This window comes from Klebsiella michiganensis, from assembly GCF_015139575.1.
Classification (GTDB): Bacteria; Pseudomonadota; Gammaproteobacteria; order Enterobacterales; family Enterobacteriaceae; genus Klebsiella; species Klebsiella michiganensis.
In genome coordinates, this window is sequence record NZ_AP022547.1 from 2,468,774 (window position 1) to 2,489,399 (window position 20,626).

General features: G+C 62.6%; 18 protein-coding genes and 1 pseudogene. 13 read left to right on the forward strand and 6 right to left on the reverse strand.

Annotated elements, in window-relative coordinates; all coding sequences use genetic code 11:
- Positions 1-19 precede the first annotated feature (19 nt).
- Positions 20-856, forward strand: coding sequence for a shikimate dehydrogenase family protein (locus tag JLG71_RS11625; protein WP_077254493.1), 837 nt, complete (start codon positions 20-22; stop codon positions 854-856).
- Between the two features lie 59 nt (positions 857-915).
- Complete coding sequence (locus tag JLG71_RS11630; protein WP_048262465.1) at positions 916-1,656, forward strand: substrate-binding domain-containing protein; 741 nt, start codon at positions 916-918, stop codon at positions 1,654-1,656.
- Here the strand turns inward: JLG71_RS11630 and JLG71_RS11635 are convergent.
- The 4 genes from JLG71_RS11635 to JLG71_RS11650 all read right to left on the reverse strand — a co-directional run bounded on the left by JLG71_RS11635 (position 1,640) and on the right by JLG71_RS11650 (position 5,348).
- Positions 1,640-2,389 (reverse strand): ABC transporter ATP-binding protein, encoded by a 750-nt coding sequence (locus JLG71_RS11635; protein WP_134898247.1) that lies wholly within the window; start codon positions 2,387-2,389, stop codon positions 1,640-1,642. The two genes, JLG71_RS11630 and JLG71_RS11635, sit on opposite strands and share 17 nt — an antisense overlap.
- Positions 2,389-3,393 carry a FecCD family ABC transporter permease gene (locus JLG71_RS11640; RefSeq protein ID WP_134898245.1) on the reverse strand — a complete coding sequence of 335 codons (1,005 nt, stop codon included), beginning with the start codon at positions 3,391-3,393 and terminating at the stop codon, positions 2,389-2,391. The genes JLG71_RS11635 and JLG71_RS11640 overlap by 1 nt, the downstream gene beginning before the upstream one ends.
- Positions 3,386-4,444, reverse strand: a complete 1,059-nt coding sequence (locus JLG71_RS11645) for an ABC transporter substrate-binding protein (protein ID WP_134898243.1) — start codon at positions 4,442-4,444, stop codon at positions 3,386-3,388. The genes JLG71_RS11640 and JLG71_RS11645 overlap by 8 nt, the downstream gene beginning before the upstream one ends.
- A gap of 97 nt (positions 4,445-4,541) precedes the next feature.
- The gene (locus JLG71_RS11650; RefSeq protein WP_134898241.1) at positions 4,542-5,348 is read right to left on the reverse strand and encodes a DNA-binding transcriptional regulator; all 807 of its coding nucleotides are present in this window, start codon (positions 5,346-5,348) and stop codon (positions 4,542-4,544) included.
- Between the two features lie 190 nt (positions 5,349-5,538).
- Between JLG71_RS11650 and JLG71_RS11655 the strand changes: the two genes are divergently transcribed.
- The 9 genes from JLG71_RS11655 to JLG71_RS11695 all read left to right on the forward strand — a co-directional run bounded on the left by JLG71_RS11655 (position 5,539) and on the right by JLG71_RS11695 (position 15,439).
- The gene (locus tag JLG71_RS11655) at positions 5,539-7,203 is read left to right on the forward strand and encodes a bifunctional 3-(3-hydroxy-phenyl)propionate/3-hydroxycinnamic acid hydroxylase (protein WP_200914223.1); all 1,665 of its coding nucleotides are present in this window, start codon (positions 5,539-5,541) and stop codon (positions 7,201-7,203) included.
- Position 7,204: 1 nt separating this feature from the next.
- Positions 7,205-8,149: a 2,3-dihydroxyphenylpropionate/2,3-dihydroxicinnamic acid 1,2-dioxygenase gene (gene mhpB / locus JLG71_RS11660; protein WP_200914224.1), complete on the forward strand. Its 945-nt coding sequence runs from the start codon at positions 7,205-7,207 to the stop codon at positions 8,147-8,149.
- A gap of 17 nt (positions 8,150-8,166) precedes the next feature.
- The gene (mhpC, locus tag JLG71_RS11665) at positions 8,167-9,033 is read left to right on the forward strand and encodes a 2-hydroxy-6-oxonona-2,4-dienedioate hydrolase (RefSeq protein WP_116279908.1); all 867 of its coding nucleotides are present in this window, start codon (positions 8,167-8,169) and stop codon (positions 9,031-9,033) included.
- A 9-nt stretch (positions 9,034-9,042) separates the two neighbouring features.
- Positions 9,043-9,849 carry a 2-keto-4-pentenoate hydratase gene (gene mhpD / locus JLG71_RS11670; protein ID WP_004851704.1) on the forward strand — a complete coding sequence of 269 codons (807 nt, stop codon included), beginning with the start codon at positions 9,043-9,045 and terminating at the stop codon, positions 9,847-9,849.
- Positions 9,842-10,792 (forward strand): acetaldehyde dehydrogenase, encoded by a 951-nt coding sequence (mhpF, locus tag JLG71_RS11675; protein WP_025108198.1) that lies wholly within the window; start codon positions 9,842-9,844, stop codon positions 10,790-10,792. Before mhpD ends, mhpF begins: the two co-directional genes overlap by 8 nt.
- Positions 10,789-11,805, forward strand: a complete 1,017-nt coding sequence (mhpE, locus tag JLG71_RS11680; RefSeq protein ID WP_004851699.1) for a 4-hydroxy-2-oxovalerate aldolase — start codon at positions 10,789-10,791, stop codon at positions 11,803-11,805. Before mhpF ends, mhpE begins: the two co-directional genes overlap by 4 nt.
- A gap of 74 nt (positions 11,806-11,879) precedes the next feature.
- Positions 11,880-13,076 (forward strand): 3-(3-hydroxy-phenyl)propionate transporter MhpT, encoded by a 1,197-nt coding sequence (gene mhpT / locus JLG71_RS11685; RefSeq protein ID WP_025108197.1) that lies wholly within the window; start codon positions 11,880-11,882, stop codon positions 13,074-13,076.
- 141 nt (positions 13,077-13,217) lie between these two features.
- Positions 13,218-13,955, forward strand: a complete 738-nt coding sequence (locus tag JLG71_RS11690) for a polyphenol oxidase family protein (RefSeq protein WP_014229693.1) — start codon at positions 13,218-13,220, stop codon at positions 13,953-13,955.
- A gap of 80 nt (positions 13,956-14,035) precedes the next feature.
- Positions 14,036-15,439 (forward strand): CBM96 family carbohydrate-binding protein, encoded by a 1,404-nt coding sequence (locus JLG71_RS11695; RefSeq protein ID WP_064392510.1) that lies wholly within the window; start codon positions 14,036-14,038, stop codon positions 15,437-15,439.
- A gap of 533 nt (positions 15,440-15,972) precedes the next feature.
- Here JLG71_RS11695 and JLG71_RS11700 read toward each other — a convergent pair.
- Both JLG71_RS11700 and JLG71_RS11705 read right to left on the reverse strand, forming a co-directional pair.
- Entirely contained in the window at positions 15,973-17,553 is a 1,581-nt protein-coding gene (locus JLG71_RS11700) for a rhodanese homology domain-containing protein (RefSeq protein WP_048262449.1), read from the reverse strand.
- A 1-nt stretch (position 17,554) separates the two neighbouring features.
- Positions 17,555-18,151 carry a cysteine dioxygenase family protein gene (locus JLG71_RS11705; protein ID WP_064358115.1) on the reverse strand — a complete coding sequence of 199 codons (597 nt, stop codon included), beginning with the start codon at positions 18,149-18,151 and terminating at the stop codon, positions 17,555-17,557.
- Positions 18,152-18,464: 313 nt separating this feature from the next.
- Here JLG71_RS11705 and JLG71_RS11710 point away from each other — a divergent pair, with 313 nt between their 5' ends.
- Positions 18,465-19,358, forward strand: coding sequence for a LysR family transcriptional regulator (locus JLG71_RS11710; protein ID WP_182094922.1), 894 nt, complete (start codon positions 18,465-18,467; stop codon positions 19,356-19,358).
- 145 nt (positions 19,359-19,503) lie between these two features.
- Positions 19,504-20,608: pseudogene (locus JLG71_RS11715) on the forward strand (LLM class flavin-dependent oxidoreductase).
- Positions 20,609-20,626 lie beyond the last annotated feature (18 nt).

Consider the following 20,626-nt stretch of genomic DNA (forward strand, 5'->3'; position numbering starts at 1 on the left):
GTTGTTAAAGGAGCAGGGAATGGTGATTAGTGGAAATACGCGGCTGATAGCGCATCTTGGCTATCCGACCGCGAAGTTTAAAGCGCCGATGATTTACAACCCGTGGTTGGTTCATCAGCAGGTTGACGCCAAAGTGGTGCCGATGGGCGTCAAGCCTGAGGATTACGCCGCCTTTGTGCCGATGCTGTTTAAGATGACCAATATTATTGGCGCGCTGGTCACCATGCCGCACAAAATCGCCACCTGCGGGCTGGTGCAGCATCTTAGCCCAACGGCGGCGATAGCGGGCGCCTGTAACGCGATCCGTCCCGAAGCCGACGGCACGCTGAGCGGCGATATGTTTGATGGCGAAGGCTTTGTCCTCGGTATCACGCGTAAAGGTTTCCAGACGCGAGGGGCGCGGGCGCTGGTGGTGGGCAGCGGCGGCGTCGGCTCGGCCATTGCCGCATCGCTGGCGGCGGCGGGCGTCAGCGCCCTGACGCTGTACGATATCTGTTCGCAGACGGCGGAAGCGCTGGCCGGGCGTCTGCTTGAGCACTATCCTCGGCTGGACATTACGCTGATGCAGCGCGATCCGCAGGGGCACGATCTGGTGGTTAACGCCACGCCGCTGGGGATGAAAGAGGGCGATCCGCTGCCGCTGGACCCGCAGCGCCTGACGCCGGGCACCTTTGTCGGTGAAGTGGTTATGGCCCAGGAGTTCACTCCGCTACTGCAGGCGGCGCAGGCGGCGGGCTGCCCCATTCAGCGCGGCACCGACATGCTGTTTGAAATGATCCCGGCCTATCTGCGGTTCTTTAACCTGCCGGTGGCAACGCCGGAACAGCTGCGCGAACTGGCGGAAATTCGCTACTGAAATGACCTGAACCTGCGTTATTATAGCGCTGTATTTATGACTATATAGCGATGGTTCTTATGACTCCCTCCCTAACGCTGCTGGCGGCGGGAAGCCTGAAAAGCGCTTTCATTCCGCTGCTGGCGCGCTTTCAGCAACAGACCGGCATCCCGGTCGAGGTCCATTTTGGTCCGGCAGGGCTGCTGCGCGAGCGCATTGAGGGCGGAGAGCCGTGCTCGGTGTTCGCCTCGGCCAATAGCCAACATCCGCAGGCGCTGCGTCAGGCCGGGCTGGCCGGGGCGTGCTATCTGTTCGCCCGGAATCAGCTGATGCTGACCGCCCGCCGCGGCGCAACAACCGAGACGCGGGAGTGGCTGGCGCTGCTCAGCGACCCGGACTTACGCCTGGCAACCTCAACGCCGGGCTGCGACCCTTCAGGCGACTACACCTGGCAGCTTTTCTCCCACATTGAAGAGCGCTGTCCCGGCGTCGGTGCCGCCATCATGGCGCGCGCGCGGCCGCTGGTAGGCGGCCGCGACTCGCTGCCGGTGCCGGCGGGAGAAATCGCCGGGGCGTGGCTGATCCGTGAAAACTTAACCGACCTGTTTATCGGCTATGCGCACTATGCCGCGCAGATGGCGGCGTGCAGCGATCTGCGCACGCAGCTTATTCCGCCGGCGTGGAATGTTCGCTGCGACTACCTGCTGGCGCAGATTGAACAGAGCGCCGGGGCGCAGCGGCTGTGCCGCTTTATCCTCGGCGCGGAGGGGCAGCGCTTACTGAAAGACGCCGGTTTTTTGCCTATCAACGACGAATCGTAAACTGCGGAGCCAGCAGCGGCAGCGCCGACCCGGGGGGATGGACTTTGCGTACCGCTAAACCATACGCACGCTGAAGATTCGCTTCCGTCAGCACGGCGGCTGATTCTCCCGCCAGCCATTCACCGTCGGGCAGCAGCAGCAAGGTCTGGTTCGCCACCTGCAGGGCGTGGGTCGGATCGTGCGTGGTAAACAGCACCGTCCGCTTCTGGCGATGGGCCAGGTCGCTGATGAGCTGCAGCACCAGCTGCTGGTTGGCCAGATCCAGCGCCGAGCAGGGTTCATCCAGCAGGATATTCTGGCTGGCGCCCACCAGCGCCCTGGCGATAAGCACCAGCTGCTGCTGGCCGCCGGACAGCGCGCAAAACGCCTTGTCGGCCAGCACCGCGATCCCCAGCTGCGCCAGCGCCTTCTGCACCTCACGTTCGTCTTCCGCTGTTGGCTGAGCGAACAGATTAACGTGGCGCGCCCGTCCCATCAGCACCACGTCGCGCACCTGCCAGCCAAAAGCCGGGCGAAAATGCTGCGGCACGATGGCGAGACCGCCCGCGCAGGTAAACCCACCGCCGATCGGCGTCAGTACCCCGGTCAGGGTATCGAGCAGAGTGCTTTTGCCGCGGCCGTTAGCGCCGAGCACCGCCCAGATATCGCCGGAACGGCACTGCAGGTTCAGCGGGGCGAAAAGCGGTCGGCTATGGCCGTAGAGCAGGTTGCTTAACTGTAGGGAAAGGGTCATCAGCGCGCGCCTGTGCGTCGCGACTGCACCAGCAGCCAGGTGAACAGCGGCGCGCCAAGCAGCGCGGTGATGATTCCAATGGGGATTTCGGCCTGGATCAGCGTGCGGGCGAGGTCATCGACGACGATCATAAAACCGCCGCCGAGCCAGAAGGCGGTAGGGAGAAGACGCCGGTGGTCGGCGCCGGCCAGCAGCCGCGCCAGATGCGGGATCACCAGCCCGACCCACGCGATGCTGCCGCTGACCGCCACCTGAGCGGCGACCAGCACCGCGCAGCACACCAGTACCCCGCGACGCAGCCCGGTCACCGCAACCCCCAGACCGCGGGCATCTTTCTCCTCCAGCGCCAGCAGGTTAATCCGCCAGCGGAGCTTAAACAGCACCATCGCGGCGCAGGCTACCGGTAGCGCCATCAGCAGGACTTTGTGCCAGCTGGCGGTGGCGAAGCTGCCGAGTAGCCAGAAAACAATATTCGGCAGCGTCTCTTCGCTATCGGCCAGGTACTGCATCAGGCTCACCAGGGCGGCAAAAAAGCCGCTGAGGATAATGCCTGAGAGGATCAGCACCAGGGTGCTTTCGCGCCCCTGCAGCGCGGCTATCAGATAGACCAGCATCAGCGCGGCAAGGCCGAAGAGAAAGGTCGAGGCCATCATCAGCGCGGCGTTCAGCCCCAGCAGAATCGCCAGCGTCCCGCCGAAGGCGGAACCGGAGGTGACGCCGATGATATGCGGGTCCACCAGCGGATTCTGGTACACGCCCTGTAAGGTGGCCCCGCACAGCCCCAGCGCGCCGCCGGCCAGCAGCGCCATCACGATCCTCGGCAGCCGCACCGACCACACCACCTGGCCGGCGACGCCGTCGAGGGGAGAAAGATGCGCCAGCTGGCGAAAAACTTCCGCCAGGCTTAACGGATACTGCCCGAGGCAGAGTGAAGCGATTGCAATCACGATCGTCACCAGCGCGAGGGTACATTGCAGCAGGGCCGGATGACGATGACTACGCATCCGGCGTCCACTTCACGCGGTAGAAACGCTGATAGTACTCCCGCGCCTTCGCCTCGACATCGACGCTGTTGTAGCGTGAGGGGTAGAGTTTTTTCGCCATCCACAGCTCGCCGATCGCCAGCGCCTCCGGCATCGGGTAGCCCCAGGCCTTGGCGTATTCCGGCATCAGCCACACGCGGTGATTTTTGACCGCGTCAATGCTCTGCCACTGCGGGTCGTTTTGTATCTGTTTGACCACCTCCGGGTAGCGGTCCTGCACGAAAATCACCTGCGGATCCCACTGCAGCACCTGCTCCAGCGAGACCTGGCGCGCGCCCTTTACGCTGGCGGCGGCAACGTTCAGCGCCCCGGCGTGCTTCATCATCAGGCCGGTATATTTGCCCGAGCCGTAGGTGTTGAGGTCCGGATTGGCCATATATACCCGCACCCGCTCGTTTTGCGGAATATCGGCAACCGGCGCGTTAGCCAGCCTGCGCGCGCTGAAGGTGTATTGAATCAGCGCTTCGGCCTGAGCCTGACGCCCGACCACTTCGCCAATCAGGCGGATCCCCTGTTTCAGCCCCTCGTTATAGGCCTGCTCTTCATCGGCCATCATCGGGTTCATTTTGTTTTTCTCACCCGCGGCATCCTGGCGCAGAGAGACCGCCACCACCGGGATCCCGGCGTCCTGGATCTGCTGGATCATCGCCGGCGGCGCGTAGTTGGCAACGAACACCACCTGGGGATGCAGCGCCAGCAGGCTCTCGATATTGACCTGCGTCAGATCGCCCGGCATCGGTAGTGTCTCAATAGCCGGCATAAAGCGCGCAAACTGCGGGCCAAGCTGCTTTTTCCAGCTGCTCATGACGCCGACGACGTTGTCAGCGGCGTTAAGCTGCACCAGCAGGTTTAAGGTCTGATGCTGGAGCACCACGGCGCGGGTGACGTGGTCGGGGAGGGTGACTTCACGACCCAGCTGGTCGGTGAGGGTGCGGTCGGCAAAGGCCTGACCGGCAAACAGGCAGGCGCTTAACAGCGCCATAGCAAAGAAAACGCGCGGATGTCTGGACATGATGGGCTCAGCGGCAAAGGAAGAATCGCTGTATATTAAAATATATAACGAAGTCGGACGCAATGGCTGGCGGGCGATTTACCCCCTATGGACAAGGTTATTGGTAAAACACCTCTTCATCGGACATCCGTTCTTCTATGCGGGCAGCGACCTTCTGCAGCGAGGCGAGGTACTTTTGCGCCGCCTGGTCAATGGTCATGGCTTTAGCCATATAGACCAGGTTCAGGCAGCCGATAACCCGCTGCTGGCGGCGAATGGGGACGGCAATGGAAGCGATTTTCTCCTCCTGCTGCCAGCCGCGAAAGTTTTCGCCGTAGCCGTTTTGCCGGGTGCGTGCGAGGATGGCGGCCAGTTTTTCCGGCTCGCGCGCCAGCTGATACTCCGCTTCCGGTCGGGCGGCCAGCATCTCAACAATCGGGCTTCGTTCGTGTTCCGGCGCGAAGGCCAGCCAGGTTAATCCCGAAGCGGTCAGCAGCAGCGGCAGGCGGCGGCCGACCATCGCCCGGTGGAAGGAGAGGCGGCTGAAGCGGTGGGTGGTTTCGCGCACCACCATCGCATCGACGTCCAGGGTGGTGATGTCGGTCGGCCATAAAACCTCGCGCAGCAGTTCGCCAAGCAGCGGCGTGGCGAGGGCAGAAATCCAATGTTCGTCACGAAATCCCTCACTTAACTGACGCACTTTAATCGTCAGGCGAAAGCTGTCATCGGAGCGGCTGCGGCGCACGTAACCCTCGTCCTGCAGCGTTTCCAGCAGCCGCCTGACGGTCGTGCGATGCAGGCCGCTAAACTCGGCCAGGGTGCCGACCGTCGCGCCTCCGTCGAATTTATTTAACAAATTTAATAACAATAATCCGCGGCTCAATCCGCGCACCGTTTTGTAATCTGCCGAAGCGTTTTCGTTCATGCGTCCTCAATAAAAATCATTATAAACAATCATGTGCACCTGGTGCTCATCCGGTAATGTTTTGATTGTAGCGCAAATCACCGACCCTATACTGACCTCACAATAAAAATAAATTCACATTTAGTTAACAAATTGCCCTGCTGAAGGTTGTGCGGTGACGGCAATTTGTCCGAAGCGTGAGGTTTTGAAAATGACAACATCCAATCCTGATATCCAACCCGCGGTACAGCACAGCGCGCAGGTCGCTATTGCCGGCGCCGGTCCGGTTGGCCTGACCATCGCCAACTACCTCGGGCAGATGGGCGTCAGCGTCGTGCTGATTGAGAAGCTCGAGTCGCTGATCGATTATCCCCGCGCCATCGGTATCGACGATGAGGCGCTGCGGGCGATGCAGGCGGTGGGGCTGGTCGACAACGTGCTGCCGCATACTACGCCGTGGCACGCGATGCGCTTTCTCACCCCGAAAGGGCGCTGCTTTGCCGATATTCAGCCGATGACCGACGAGTTTGGCTGGTCGCGCCGCAATGCGTTTATTCAGCCGCAGGTGGACGCGGTGCTGTACGACGGCCTCAGCCGTTTCCCCCACGTGCGCTGCCTGTTTTCCCGCGAAGTAGAGGCCTTTAGCCAGAATAGTGACGGTGTCACCCTGAACGTCAAAGGCAGCGACGGCGAGCGGGAAACCGTGCGCGCCGACTGGCTGGTGGCCTGCGACGGCGGAGCCAGCTTCATTCGTCGCGCGCTGAATATTCCCTTCGAAGGCAAAACCGCGCCGAATCAATGGATTGTTATTGATATCGCCAACGATCCGCTGGCGACGCCGCACGTCTACCTGTGCTGCGACCCGGTGCGCCCGTACGTCTCCGCCGCGCTGCCGCACGGGGTACGGCGTTTCGAATTTATGGTCATGCCCGGCGAAACCGAAGCCCAGCTCAGCGAGCCGCACAAGATGCGCCAGCTATTGAGCAAGGTGCTGCCGGACCCGGATAACGTCGAGCTGATTCGCCAGCGCGTCTACACCCACAACGCGCGCATCGCCGAACGCTTTCGCGTCGATCGCGTACTGCTGGCGGGCGACGCGGCGCACATCATGCCGGTGTGGCAGGGGCAGGGCTACAACAGCGGTATGCGCGACGCCTTTAACCTGGCCTGGAAGCTGGCGCTGGTGGTGAACGGCAAAGCCGGAGAGGCGCTGCTGGACAGCTACCAGCAGGAGCGGCGCGATCACGCCAAAGCGATGATCGACCTGTCGGTCACCGCCGGCAACGTCCTGGCGCCGCCGAAACGCTGGCACGGCGCGGTGCGCGACGGCGTTTCGTGGCTGCTCAACTATCTGCCGCCGGTTAAACGCTACTTCCTTGAAATGCGTTTCAAGCCAATGCCGCAGTATCGCGACGGCGCGCTGCTGGCGGAAGGCGAAAGTAAAACGTCCCCGGTCGGCAAAATGTTTATCCAGCCGAAGGTGACGCTGGAAAACGGGCAGGTGACGCTGCTCGATGAGGTGATTGGCGCCAGATTCGCCATTATCGCCTGGGGCTGTAATCCGCAGTGGGGGCTCAACGATGAGCAAATTGCCCGCTGGCGCGCGGTCGGGGTGCGCTTTATCCAGGCGGTGCCGGAGGTGCAGATTCATTGCGATCAGGACAACGTGCCCGGCGTTATCCGCGTCGGCGATACGCAAAACCGCCTGAAAAGCTGGTTCGCGCAGCACGATACCGCCATTGCCGTGGTGCGTCCGGACCGCTTCGTCGCCACCGTGGCCATCCCGCAAACCCTGAGCAAAAAGCTCGACGCGCTGGCGAGCAAGATGCAGCTGGCTTCCGCGCAGGCGGCAACAACGATTGAACAGGTGGCCTGATATGAACGCATATCTTCATTGCCTCTCCCATACCCCGCTGGTGGGCTACGTTGACCCGGAACAGGCGGTGCTGGACGAAGTGAACGGCACCATCGCCGACGCGCGGGCGCGCATTGCCGCCTTCGACCCGGAGCTGGTGGTGCTGTTTGCTCCCGATCACTACAACGGCTTTTTCTACGATGTGATGCCGCCGTTCTGTTTAGGCATCGGGGCGACCGCTATCGGCGACTTCAGCAGCGCCAGCGGCGTTCTGCCGGTGCCGACGGGGCTGGCGGAGGCCTGCGCCCACGCGGTGATGAAAGAGGGCATCGATCTGGCGGTCTCCTACTGCATGCAGGTGGATCACGGCTTTGCGCAACCGCTGGAGTTCCTGCTCGGCGGGCTGGATACCCTGCCGGTTCTGCCGGTGTTTATCAACGGCGTGGCGTCGCCGCTGCCGGGCTTTCAGCGCACCCGCATGCTGGGCGAAGCCATTGGCCGCTTCCTGACCACCCTCAATAAACGGGTATTAATCCTTGGCTCCGGCGGCCTGTCGCATCAGCCGCCGGTACCGGAGCTGGCGAAGGCCGATGCCCATATGCGCGACCGGCTGCTGGGCAGCGGCAGGCAGCTGCCGCCGGACGAGCGTGAACTGCGCCAGCAGCGGGTCATTAGCGCGGCGAAGCAGTTTATCGAGGACCAGAACTCGCTCTATCCGCTCAACCCCGTCTGGGATACCCGCTTTATGAGCCTGCTGGAGCAGGGGCGGCTGGCGGAGCTGGATGCCGTCAGTAACGAAGAGCTGTCGGCAATGGCCGGGAAATCGACGCACGAAATTAAAACCTGGGTGGCCGCCTTTGCCGCGCTATCCGCATTTGGCCGCTGGCGCTGCGAAGGCCGCTATTACCGACCAATCCCCGAGTGGATTGCCGGATTTGGCTCGCTGAGCGCCGCCGCGCAGAAATGAATTAACGGGAGAATATGATGAGCTACCAACCGCAAACCGAAGCCGCCACCAGCCGTTTCCTCAACGTGGAAGAGGGCGGAGAAACATTACGCATCCATTTTAATGACTGCGGCGAGGGCGACGAAACCGTGGTCCTGCTGCACGGCTCTGGCCCCGGGGCTACCGGCTGGGCCAACTTTAGCCGCAATATCGACCCGCTGGTCGAGGCGGGCTACCGGGTCATTCTGCTGGACTGCCCCGGCTGGGGAAAAAGCGATTCTATCGTCAACCGCGGCTCCCGTTCCGACCTGAACGCCAGGGTGCTGAAAAGCGTGATTGACCAGCTGGATATCAGCAAAGTGCATCTGCTGGGCAATTCGATGGGCGGACACAGCGCGGTGGCCTTTACCCTCAGTTGGCCGGAGCGCGTCGGCAAACTGGTGCTGATGGGCGGCGGAACCGGCGGCATGAGCCTGTTTACGCCGATGCCGACGGAAGGCATCAAGCTGCTGAACGGCCTGTACCGTGAGCCGACCATCGAAAACCTGAAAAAGATGATGGACATCTTTGTCTTCGATACCCGCGATTTGACCGACGCGCTGTTTGAAGCGCGCCTCAATAATATGCTGTCGCGCCGGGAGCATCTGGATAATTTCGTCCAAAGCCTGGAAGCCAACCCGAAGCAGTTCCCGGATTTTAGCCCGCGTCTCGGCGAAATCCGCGCGCAGACCCTGATCGTCTGGGGGCGTAACGATCGCTTTGTACCGATGGACGCCGGGCTGCGCCTGCTGGCGGGTATTAACGGTTCCGAACTGCATATCTATCGCGACTGCGGCCACTGGGCGCAGTGGGAGCACGCGGAGAGCTTTAACCAGCTGGTGCTCGATTTTCTGGCGCGTACCTGAGGAGTGCTGATGACAACCTTATCTCTTGAACAACTGGCGCAGCGTCTGCGTGAGGCGGAAAGCCGCGGCCAGGCGATTGAACCGCTGCGCGATGCGCTCGGCGTTGACAACGCGGAAGCGGCCTACGCCATCCAGCGGATGAACGTGCAGCACCACGTGGCGAACGGCCGCCGGGTGGCGGGACGCAAGGTGGGACTGACCCATCCTAAAGTGCAGCAGCAGCTGGGCGTTGACCAGCCGGACTTCGGCACCCTGTTTGCCGACATGTGCTACGGCGATAACGCCGATGTGCCGTTCTCCCGGGTGCTGCAGCCGAAAGTGGAGGCCGAAATCGCCCTGGTGCTGAAACGCGATCTGCCGCATGCCGATACCACCTTTGATGAACTGTACGCCGCCATCGACTGGGTGCTTCCCGCGCTGGAGGTGGTCGGCAGCCGTATTCGCGACTGGTCGATTGGCTTTGTCGATACGGTCGCCGATAACGCCTCCTGCGGCGTTTACGTGCTGGGTAGCCCGGCGCGGCGCCCGGATGGGCTGGATCTGAAAAACTGCGCGATGCGCATGACCCGTAACGAGGAAGAGGTCTCCAGCGGGCGCGGCAGTGAATGTCTTGGCCATCCGCTGAACGCGGCGGTGTGGCTGGCGCGCAAAATGGCCAGCCTCGGCGAGCCGCTGCGGGCGGGGGATATCGTGCTGACCGGGGCGTTAGGCCCGATGGTGGCGATTACCGCCGGCGATCGTTTTGCCGCCCATATCGACGGTTTAGGTTCAGTGGCGGCGACCTTTGTCGCCAAAGAGGAAGAGAGTGATGAGTAAACGTAAAGTCGCCATTATCGGCTCCGGCAATATCGGCACCGATTTAATGATCAAAATTCTGCGCCACGGGCAGCACCTGGAGATGGCGGTGATGGTCGGCATCGACCCCGAGTCCGACGGCCTGGCCCGCGCCCGGCGCATGGGCGTCGCCACCACGCACGAGGGCGTTGGCGGCCTGATGCAGATGGCGGAATTCGCCGATATCGATGTGGTTTTTGACGCCACCAGCGCCGGAGCGCACGTGAAAAACGACGCCGCGCTGCGGGAAGCCAGGCCGGGGATCCGGGTGATCGACCTGACCCCGGCGGCCATCGGCCCGTACTGCGTGCCGGTGGTCAATCTCGAGGCCAATCTGGCCGAAGGCAACGTCAATATGGTGACCTGCGGCGGCCAGGCCACCATCCCGATGGTGGCGGCGGTCTCTCGGGTGGCAAAAGTGCACTATGCGGAGATCGTCGCCTCAATTGCCAGCAAATCCGCCGGGCCGGGGACGCGCGCCAACATTGATGAATTTACCGAAACCACCTCGCAGGCCATTGAGAAAGTGGGCGGCGCGGCGAAAGGCAAAGCGATTATCGTGCTGAATCCGGCGGAGCCGCCGCTGATGATGCGCGACACCGTTTATGTCCTGAGCGAAGCGGCATCGCAGCAGGCGATTGCCGCTTCGATCGCCGAGATGGCGGCGGCGGTGCAGGCCTACGTGCCGGGATATCGCCTGAAGCAGCAGGTACAGTTTGAGGTCATCCCGGAAGATAAACCGGTAAACCTGCCGGGCGTCGGCCGCTTCTCCGGCCTGAAAACGGCGGTTTATCTCGAGGTCGAAGGGGCGGCGCACTATCTGCCAGCCTACGCGGGTAACCTCGATATTATGACGTCGGCGGCGCTGGCGACGGCGGAAAAAATGGCCCAGGCGATGAACGACGCGGCGGGAGAAGCAGCATGAACGGCAAAAAACTCTATATTTCAGACGTGACCCTGCGCGACGGGATGCACGCGATTCGTCATCAATACTCGCTCGACAATGTGCGCCAGATTGCCCGGGCGCTGGATTGCGCGGGCGTCGATTCGATAGAGGTGGCCCACGGCGACGGTCTGCAGGGTTCCAGCTTTAACTACGGCTTCGGCGCGTACAGCGACCTGCAGTGGATTGAGGCGGCGGCGGAGTCGGTCAGCCAGGCGAAGATCGCCACTTTATTGCTACCCGGCATTGGCACTCTGCACGACCTGAAAAACGCGTATCAGGCCGGGGCGCGGGTGGTGCGCGTGGCGACCCACTGCACCGAGGCGGATGTTTCCGCGCAGCATATCGCCTTCGCTCGCGAGCTGGGCATGGACACCGTCGGCTTCCTGATGATGAGCCATATGACCTCCCCGGAACAGCTGGCGCAGCAGGCGCTGAAGATGGAATCCTACGGCGCCACCTGTATTTACGTGGTGGATTCCGGCGGGGCGATGAACATGAACGATATTCGCGATCGCTTCCGTGCCCTCAAGGCGGTGCTGAAGCCGGAAACCGCCACCGGGATGCACGCGCACCATAACCTCAGTCTCGGCGTGGCCAACTCCATCGCCGCGGTGGAAGAGGGCTGCGACCGTATCGATGCCAGCCTGGCGGGGATGGGGGCCGGGGCGGGCAACGCGCCGCTGGAGGTGTTTATCGCCGCCGCCGATAAGCTCGGCTGGAATCACGGTACCGATCTGTATGCTCTGATGAACGCCGCCGATGAGCTGGTGCGCCCGCTGCAGGATCGCCCGGTGCGGGTTGACCGCGAAACGCTGGCGCTGGGCTATGCCGGGGTTTACTCCAGCTTTCTGCGCCACAGCGAAGCGGCCGCCGGGCGCTACGGCCTGAGCGCGGTGGATATCCTCGTCGAGCTCGGCAAGCGGCGGATGGTGGGCGGTCAGGAGGATATGATCGTCGACGTCGCGCTGGATCTGCTTAACCGCAGCAAATAAAAGCAACGCGCGGCTGGCAACGTATCAGCCGCCATTCACCTGCTCCGCTTGTCCGGATATCGCAAAGGTACTCTATGACCCAAACAACGACTGCAAGCAATTCGCGCCTGATGTTAACCGTCGGGCTCTGTTTTATGGTGGCACTGATGGAAGGGCTGGATCTGCAGGCGGCAGGCATCGCCGCCGTAGGCATGGCGCAGGCGTTCGCGCTGGATAAAATGCAGATGGGCTGGATTTTCAGCGCCGGGATCCTCGGCCTGCTGCCCGGCGCGCTGGTGGGCGGCATGCTGGCGGATCGCTATGGCCGCAAGCGAATTCTGCTGGGCTCGGTGCTGCTCTTTGGCCTGTTCTCAATCGCTACCGCGCTGGCGTGGAATTATCCCACGCTGCTGCTGGCCCGGCTGCTGACCGGCGTCGGCCTGGGCGCGGCGCTGCCGAATCTGATTGCCTTAACCTCCGAGGCCGCCGGCCCCCGCTTTCGCGGCAGGGCGGTCAGCCTGATGTACTGCGGCGTCCCCATCGGCGCGGCGCTGGCGGCGGCGCTGGGCTTTTTCGGCCTTGCCGCGGCCTGGCAAACGGTGTTCTGGATCGGCGGTATCGTTCCGCTGCTGCTGGTGCCGCTGCTGCTGCGCTGGCTGCCGGAATCGCCGGTGTTTCAGCGCAGCGCGCGGGGCGTGCCGCTGCGCACGCTCCTCGCGCCGGGCAACGCTACCGCCACGCTGCTGCTGTGGCTGTGCTATTTTTTCACGCTGCTGGTGGTCTATATGCTGATCAACTGGCTGCCGATGCTGCTAGTCGGCCAGGGGTTCAGCCCCAGCGAGGCGGCGGGGGTGATGTTTGTCCTGCAGTTCGGCGCCGCCTGCGGCACGCTGCTGCTGGGGGCGCTGATGGATAAGCTCAGCCCGTTGTGGATGTCGCTGCTGATCTATACCGGCATGCTGGCGTCGCTGCTGGCGCTGGGGACCGCGTCCTCGCTGACCGCAATGCTCTTCTCCGGCTTTGTCGCCGGACTGTTTGCCACCGGCGGCCAGAGCGTGCTTTACGCGCTGGCTCCGCTGTTCTATCGCACCGAAATCCGCGCCACCGGCGTGGGGACGGCGGTGGCGATTGGCCGTCTCGGCGCGATGAGCGGTCCGCTGCTGGCGGGCAAAATGCTGGCGCTGGGCACCGGCACCGTCGGGGTGATGGCCGCGTCCGCTCCCGGCATTCTGCTGGCGGGCGCGGCGGTGTTCTGGCTGATGAGCCGACAAAAGCGCACGGCGCTGGCCTGAGCATTTTCGCTGATTCCCGGGGGCGGCGCGGTAAAGCCGCGCCTTGCCCGGGCTACCGGACTGGTAGCCCGGGAATCCGCCTTGCGCATCTCTCTACTTTGGCATAGGTTAAATCATCATCCATTGATTCTTCCGAGCATCATGTCTTTTACATCCCGCTTACTGAGCGATATCCCCGGTATCCGCTACGCCTTTCTCGACGTTCATGAAACCGCCGCCTTTCCCTATAGCGAAATGGCGCCGGTTAAACTGGTTCACAGCAATATCGTACATGAGTATCGGGCGCCGCAGGCGGAGCGCCCCCACGCCGATGCGATGTTTACCGCCGTCAGCGGGCAAAAGATGGGCGTGGTGACCGCCGACTGTCTGCCGCTGCTGATGGCGTCGCGTGATGGGCGCTATGTCTGCAGCGTGCACGCAGGCTGGCGCGGCGCGGCCAGCGGGATTATCGAAAATAGCCTTGCGCTGTTTCAGCGTTATCACGTCGACCCGCAAGATCTGGTGGTGGTGAGCGGGCCGCATATTCACCCCTGCTGCTATGAAGTCACCGGCGACTTCTACCAGGCGCTGCTGGCGATGCCCGCCGGCGAGCTGGCAAAACGCCATCGGGAGCAGCTCTTCCTGTCCCATCAGGCAGCGTCGGAGGGGGAGCAGGCGAAAGCGACCGCGGGCGACAATGCGTGGTTCGATCTGCGGGCTTTTGCCCACCTCCTGCTGCGCAGCGCGGGCGTGCCGGAGGAAAACATGGAGTGGCTGGGGAGCTGCACCTACTGCACGCCGCAGCGGCTGGGGTCGTTTCGTCGGCGCACGCATTTCCCGGCGCCGAAGTCATTTCAGTATTCATGGATCATGCGCGAGCCTGATGGGGCGGGCCGATGAGACGAAATGATGTTTGATGATGTGTAACATCGGCGGGCGTTTGCTATCTCTGCACTCCTTCAAACAAGGAGGATTGCAAAATGAAATTGAACGCGTTCACTTTAACTCTCGCGCCGCTGCTGGTTGCCGGCGCGTTTTCCGCTCATGCCGGCCCGCAGGCCCACGTGGTCTGCGCTTATCACCATACGTTGGGCGATGACGCCATCATGATGTTCGGCAAACCGAATCAGGCCATGTGGCATGATTTTTTTGGTAATACCCATACCGATGCGGTTTCCACCTATCAGACGCTGCGCGACCAGCCGGAAACCACCTGCGATAACAAGGCCGACGGTTCCGCCTACTGGGTGCCGTCGATGAAGCTGCCGGATGGTCAGGTGGTAACGCCGGCGTATCAAAAAACCTACTATCAGACCACCAAAGTGGAACAGTATCCGCTGCACCCATTCCCGGCGGGTCTCGAACTGCTGGCGGGCGATCACCACGGTTCGGCGCCCAGCTCGCGCATCACCTTTTTGTGCGCTAACGGCAAAGGCTACAGCAACAAGGCCGGAGAAGTCTGTGGGCTGCGTAAAGGTGGCGATGCGGTACAGTTTAATATCGGTATTCAGTTCCCCAACTGCTGGGATGGGGTCAATCTCAAACCGGCTCACGGGCACAGTAACGCGGCATACGACGTCAACGGCGCCTGTCCGAGCGACTATCCGGTGAAAATCCCGACGGTGAATATGAATGTGGCCTACGTTCTGCCGCAGATTACATCCCTGGATACCGCGAAGATTCAGCTCTCCCTGGATCCGATCATGGACGGTGAGAAGCGCGAAGAGCGCTGGGGCAGTATCTATACGGCGCACGCGGATTTTATGAACGGCTGGACGGTGGAAGGGGCGCACTATATGACCGAGCGCTGCATGAACAAGGGGATCGACTGCGGCAGCGCGGTGCCGTATCGCTTCACGACGGTGAAGGAGAATGCGCTGGTGGACAGCACCGCGCCGACGGTTGCCCATCCCGCGCCGGAAAACCTGGTGGTCAGCGATAACTGGCAAAATGGCGGGCGCACGCACAATCCGGAAACCATGACGCTGGTGAAATTCCCTATCCCGCCGCTGCCGCAGGATCAGGACGCCTCGCTGTTTAAATATCAGCTGCGGATCTACGGCGGAAAAGTGGAAACCAACGGCGCGGATCAGATCTTTTTCTATCCGGCGAGCAACGACTGGAGCGCGAACAGCGTGACCTGGAATCATCGCCCGCCCTGCAACTACAGCTCGGAGGCGTCGCTGTACCTCAATTCCAAACGCGAATACCGGATGGTGGATGTCGATAAAGCGGTGCGCAAGGCGCTGGCGGAAGGCAAAACCGAGATCTCGTGGTATATCGGCGGCGACCGCCAGGGCAATCGCTACCATTTCGACCCGGCGGACTCACAGCAGGAGCCGATGCTGATGCTGATGGGCTTTAAAAATACGCCGGAGATCTGATTGCGGCCCTTCCCCGGGCGACGGGTTCGCAGACGGCGGTGGACCTGTAGCCCGGGCAGGAGCTTTGCGCCGCCCCCGGGAGCAAAGCGCAGTGCGGCATAATTTCCCGGAGGCGATGCTGCGCATCTGTCCGGGCTACGGTATGGCAGACGGCGGTGAGCCCGTAGCCCCGCTAAGCGCAGCGCGAGCGGGGGGACATCACAATACTTTAAACCCGTGCGTGCCATCCCGCTTCAGCTGTTCAACCAGGCCGAACTCCCAGGACCTGTAGCCCGGGCAGGCGCTTGCGCCGCCCCCGGGAGCAGAGCGCAGTGCGTCATAATTCCCCGGAGGCGATGCCGCGCATCTGTCCGGGCGACGGTATGGCAGACGGCAGTGGACCTGTAGCCCGGGCAGGCGCTTGCGCCGCCCCCGGGAGCAGAGCACAGTGCGGCATAATTTCCCGGAGGCGATGCTGCGCATCTGTCCGGGCGACGGTATGGCAGACGGCAGTGAGCCCGTAGCCCCGCTAAGCGCAGCGCGAGCGGGGGACATCACAATACTTTAAACCCGTGCGTGCCATCGCGCTTCAGCTGTTCAACCAGGCCGAACTCCCAATCGAGGTAGGCCTGCATTGCCGCGGGTGAGTTATCGGTACCTTCATACGGGCGCTGATAGCGATCGCTGCGCGGTGTCGCCAGATGCGTCTCGCCATGCTCCAGCTCCAGCCCGGCGTCAATCCACGCCAGCGTGCCGCCGCTCAGCAGCTGCACCGGTTTTCCGGTTAACGCCGCAACCTCAGGCACCGCGTAGCGGGCCAGCAGGCTGCTGCCGCAGGTGACAACGTAACGCTCGGCGGAAGGCAGCACCTCCAGCGCCTGGCGCAGCTGTGAACGCACCAGCCAGTAAGCGCCGGGAATATGCCGGGCGACGTAGTTGGCGCTGGTGGTAAAGTCCAGCACCACGGTTCCCGGCTCCCTCAGCTGTGCCGCCAGCTGATGCGGGGCAATCTCCTCCGCCTGCGGACCCGGCGGTACGCGGCCTGCGGGGGTACCGCGCTCGCTAAAATCTTCCGCGCGCGCATCGCGTAATACCGCCACTTCCCACCCCATCTGCGCCAGCCAGGACGCCGTTATCGGCGCGCGTATCTCGTCATCGGCAATCAGCACAATGCGCGCCCCGCGCACGCTGGCGAAATGGTCGGTTTCCTGCACCAGCTGCCCGCCGGGCGCGCTAACGCTCAGCGGCAGATGACCTGCGGCGTACTCCTCCGGGCTGCGGACGTCGAACAGGTAAGTGGTGCGGGCGGGCTGCCGCAGCCAGCGCTGAAGGGTTGGGCTGTCTATAAAGGCGACGCCGGCGCGCTCCGCCAGCTGCCTCACCGCCGCCGCGCGTTCGGCTGGGGCGCGAAAATCGGCGTCATAACGCCGCTGCTGGCCGCGCTCAAGGTCAAACCCGGCTAAGGTCCAGCCGATGGTACCGTTGCGCAGCGCGTAGACCGGATTGGGCAAACCGGCATTGCGCAGCGACTGCGTGCCGATAATACTGCGCGTGCGCCCCGCGCAGTTGACGATCACCGTCGCCTGCGATGACGGAATCAGGCCCTCAATGCGCAGCGCCAGCTCCCCGCCGGGCACGCTGATGCTGCCGGGAATATTCATGGTGTGATACTCATCGAAACGGCGCGCGTCGACGACAACCACCTCCTGTTGACCATCGAGCAGCGCCTGCACTTCCCCGGCGCTCAGCGAGGGGGTATGCCGCTCGCTCTCCACCAGCTCGCCGAACGCTTTGCTCGGCGAATTCACATCCTGGAACAGCTCTCCGCCGCTGCGCTGCCACCCCGGCAGGCCGCCTTCCAGCAGGGCGACATCTTCGTAGCCCCAGCTCTGCAGGCGCTCGACGGCCCGCTCCGCCAGACCTTCGCCGCCGTCATAGACGGTAATCGGCGTTGTCAGGCGCGGCACGCGCCGAAAAATATCCAGCTCCAGCTTGCTGAGCGGCAGATTAGCGGCAAACAGCGGATGGCTGCGGGCAAAGTCGGCCTCTTCGCGAACGTCGATCAGCGCCAGCTCGGCGCCGTCAAGCAGCGCCTGGCGCAGCTGGGCGGCCGGGCGATAAGAACAGGTGGGCATATTAATTATCCTTTGAGAGATCCCAGATATTGGGTAAGTGGCGGTTGGAGTAGCCGGAGACAAAAGGTTTGACGAGGCCTTCCGGGGTATAAACCGCTCGCCTGACGCCGCCGATATTGCCGCCGTAAACGTGAATACTGATTGAGACGCTATCCGCGAGGGCGTTGCTCACCCGGTGAATATCGCCGTCGCGGGAAGAGACTTTTTCCACTTCGCCTGGGGAAAGGCGTTCAGCAACGCCGATGACCACCGGCTGGCCGCGCTCGTCCAGGCGGTAGCGCTGATTCTCCTCCGCGCCCCGCAGCATGCCGATGGCGCCCCACACCCGATGATCGTGAATCGGCGTCGATTGCCCCGGCCCCCAGACGAAGCTGACAATGGAAAAACGCTGCCCGGAATCGGCATGCAGCAGATACTGCTGATAGTGGTGGGGATGCGGCAGGGTGTACTCCTCCGGCAGCCAGTCATCTTTTTTCACCAGCGCGGCCAGGCGCAGGGCCACGGCGTCGAGCAGGGGCTGTTCATCGGTAAATTCGCGATGCAGGGCATCAAGGTCTTGAATAAACTGGCGTAATTTTTCCACTCGCGGTGCGGTCATGGTCGCTTCCTGTTGTCGGGACTGGTCTTTACGCTAGCAAAGGCGTTAATATAATTAAAATGCAATTTCCGCATATATTAATATGCAAAAATAACATTGATAGCCTACCCATCAAGCGTCATTGGCGTAGACAGTTTGAACACGGCCAGCGCGGAAGAACCGGAGCGTACACGTAGTACGTGAGGATTATTCGCTACGCTCCCCCTTCGGGCCGCCCTGAAGGCGTTCAAAACTCTATGAGTTTTGTCTGAGCACTGCCCAGGTTCAAAATGGCAAGCAAAATAGCTCTGATGGGCCAGGCTTTAAGGACGCTATGCGCATCGACGACATTGACGCACTGCTGGCCACCGTGCAGTTCTCCTCGCTTAACCAGGCCGCGGAATATCTCGGTATTACCCAATCGGCGATTACCCGTCGTCTGCAGCGTCTTGAGCAAACCCTCAACGTAACGCTGCTGGAGCGTCAGACCCGGCCGCTCACCCTGACCGCCGCCGGGCACCGGGTTTACGAGCAGTGCCTGAGCATCAAGCGGGAGACCAAAAAGCTGTACGGCCTGCTCGACCCTGAGGCCGAGCCGCACGGTATCCTGCGTCTCGGGGTCCCGCAGAGCGTGGCGGAAATTGCCCTGCAGCCGGCGCTGAGCGCGCTGCGCCAGCAGTTTCCCGCCCTGCGACCGCAGGTGACCTGCGGCTGGAGCGGGCTGCTGCAAAAGCGCCTTGAAAGCGTCGAGCTGGACGGCGTGCTGGCGATGGGGCCGGAACAGCAACGCTTTGCTGACGGCTACGGCGGGCGCCTGCTGTGCCCGCTGGATATTGTGGTGATTGCGGCTAAAAGCTGGCGTCTTCACGCCGGGGCGCTGCGCGACTGCGCGGAAAAAGGCTGGGTGCTCAATCCCGACGGCTGCGGCCTGCGGGCCGGGCTGATCCGCGAGCTGCAGTCCCAGGGGCTGCGTCTGGCGCTGAATGTCGAGACCGCGGGCGCCCAGCTGCAAATCAGCCTCGTGGCGCAGGGGCTGGGGCTTGGCCTGGTGCCGCGCGCCGCGCTGGCCGCCAGCCCGTGGCGCGACGAGGTGACGGTATTGACGCTGGCGGATTTCCAGCCCGAGGTGCATCTGTGGCTGGTTCACGCGCAGAATCTGGCTAATCTGAGCCAGCCGCTGACTTTTTTCGCCGGCAAAGTCGTTCAGCAGCTAAACGTATCTGGCTGAAACGTATATATAATTTTTATAAATGCTTATCTCGCATATTAAGATATGATAAAAATGCATTTTGTTCATTAAGAACCCGTGTATAGGGTAATGAAAACGCGCCGCCGCGGCGGCCCACTCATTATCCTGCTACAAGGAGTTCTGCATGAGCATTCAATTTCTCGGCATGATCGGCCACCGCCTGTCGTCGGAAACCATCGCCCCGGTCGGCCCGATTTTTGACCGCGATTACATCGTGCGTTTCGCGCAAACCCACGAGGCCGCCGGGTTTGACCGCCTGCTGGTGGGCCACTGGTCCGATCAACCCGACGGATTCCTGGTGACCGCGCTGGCGGGCCTGTCGACGCAAAAGATCGGCTTCCTGTTGGCTCATCGTCCCGGTTTTGTCTCGCCGACCCTCGCCGCGCGTAAGTTCGCTACCCTTGAACACCTGCTGGGCGGCCGTCTGGCGGTACATATCATCAGCGGCGGCAATGACGCCGAGCAGCGCCGCGACGGTGATTACCTCGATCACGACCAGCGCTATGCGCGTACCGATGCCTTCCTTGAGACCGTCCGCAAGGTGTGGACCGCCGAACAGCCGGTGGATATCGCCAATGACTTTTATCAGGCGGAACAGGCGTGGTCGGCCATTCGCCCGCTGCAAAAACCGCATATCCCTCTCTATTTCGGCGGTTCGTCGGAAGCGGCCATCGCCGTGGCCGGCAAGCACGCCAACGTCTTCGCCCTGTGGGGAGAGTCGCTGGCGCAAACCGCGGAAACCATCCAGCGCGTGCGGGCCGAGGCGGCGAAACATCAGCGCGAAATCGACTTCAGCGTCTCGTTCCGGCCGATTATCGCCGCGACCGAAGCCGAGGCCTGGGAGAAAGCCGAGCATATCCTGCACGTCGCCACCGAGCGGGCGGCGCAGAGCGGAGGCGGTTTCAAAGCCAAGCCCGACAGCGTCGGGGCGCAGCGTCTGCGGGCGACGGCGGCGCAGGGCAAGGTGGTGGATAAACGCCTGTGGACCGGGATCGCGCAGCTGGTAGGCGGCGGCCACAACTCCACCGCGCTGGTGGGCACCCCGGAACAGGTCGCCGACGCGCTGCTCGATTACTACGACCTCGGCGTGCGCAACTTCCTGATCCGCGGGTTCGATCCGCTCAACGATGCTCAGGAGTACGGTAAAGCGCTGCTGCCGATCGCCCGCGAAAAAGCCGCCCTGCGCGCCGTGGCGGAGCGCGCCTCGTGATCGGTCAGACAAGCGATGACTGGGCGCGGCGGTTGAC

Bases quoted from the DNA above. Each gene is read 5' to 3' on its own strand.
- JLG71_RS11625 (WP_077254493.1), top strand. From the start codon at position 20: ATGGTGATTAGTGGAAATACGCGGCTGATAGCGCATCTTGGCTATCCG.
- JLG71_RS11630 (WP_048262465.1), top strand. From the start codon at position 916: ATGACTCCCTCCCTAACGCTGCTGGCGGCGGGAAGCCTGAAAAGCGCT.
- JLG71_RS11635 (WP_134898247.1), bottom strand. From the start codon at position 2,389: ATGACCCTTTCCCTACAGTTAAGCAACCTGCTCTACGGCCATAGCCGA.
- JLG71_RS11640 (WP_134898245.1), bottom strand. From the start codon at position 3,393: ATGCGTAGTCATCGTCATCCGGCCCTGCTGCAATGTACCCTCGCGCTG.
- JLG71_RS11645 (WP_134898243.1), bottom strand. From the start codon at position 4,444: ATGTCCAGACATCCGCGCGTTTTCTTTGCTATGGCGCTGTTAAGCGCC.
- JLG71_RS11650 (WP_134898241.1), bottom strand. From the start codon at position 5,348: ATGAACGAAAACGCTTCGGCAGATTACAAAACGGTGCGCGGATTGAGC.
- JLG71_RS11655 (WP_200914223.1), top strand. From the start codon at position 5,539: ATGACAACATCCAATCCTGATATCCAACCCGCGGTACAGCACAGCGCG.
- mhpB (WP_200914224.1), top strand. From the start codon at position 7,205: ATGAACGCATATCTTCATTGCCTCTCCCATACCCCGCTGGTGGGCTAC.
- mhpC (WP_116279908.1), top strand. From the start codon at position 8,167: ATGAGCTACCAACCGCAAACCGAAGCCGCCACCAGCCGTTTCCTCAAC.
- mhpD (WP_004851704.1), top strand. From the start codon at position 9,043: ATGACAACCTTATCTCTTGAACAACTGGCGCAGCGTCTGCGTGAGGCG.
- mhpF (WP_025108198.1), top strand. From the start codon at position 9,842: ATGAGTAAACGTAAAGTCGCCATTATCGGCTCCGGCAATATCGGCACC.
- mhpE (WP_004851699.1), top strand. From the start codon at position 10,789: ATGAACGGCAAAAAACTCTATATTTCAGACGTGACCCTGCGCGACGGG.
- mhpT (WP_025108197.1), top strand. From the start codon at position 11,880: ATGACCCAAACAACGACTGCAAGCAATTCGCGCCTGATGTTAACCGTC.
- JLG71_RS11690 (WP_014229693.1), top strand. From the start codon at position 13,218: ATGTCTTTTACATCCCGCTTACTGAGCGATATCCCCGGTATCCGCTAC.
- JLG71_RS11695 (WP_064392510.1), top strand. From the start codon at position 14,036: ATGAAATTGAACGCGTTCACTTTAACTCTCGCGCCGCTGCTGGTTGCC.
- JLG71_RS11700 (WP_048262449.1), bottom strand. From the start codon at position 17,553: ATGCCCACCTGTTCTTATCGCCCGGCCGCCCAGCTGCGCCAGGCGCTG.
- JLG71_RS11705 (WP_064358115.1), bottom strand. From the start codon at position 18,151: ATGACCGCACCGCGAGTGGAAAAATTACGCCAGTTTATTCAAGACCTT.
- JLG71_RS11710 (WP_182094922.1), top strand. From the start codon at position 18,465: ATGCGCATCGACGACATTGACGCACTGCTGGCCACCGTGCAGTTCTCC.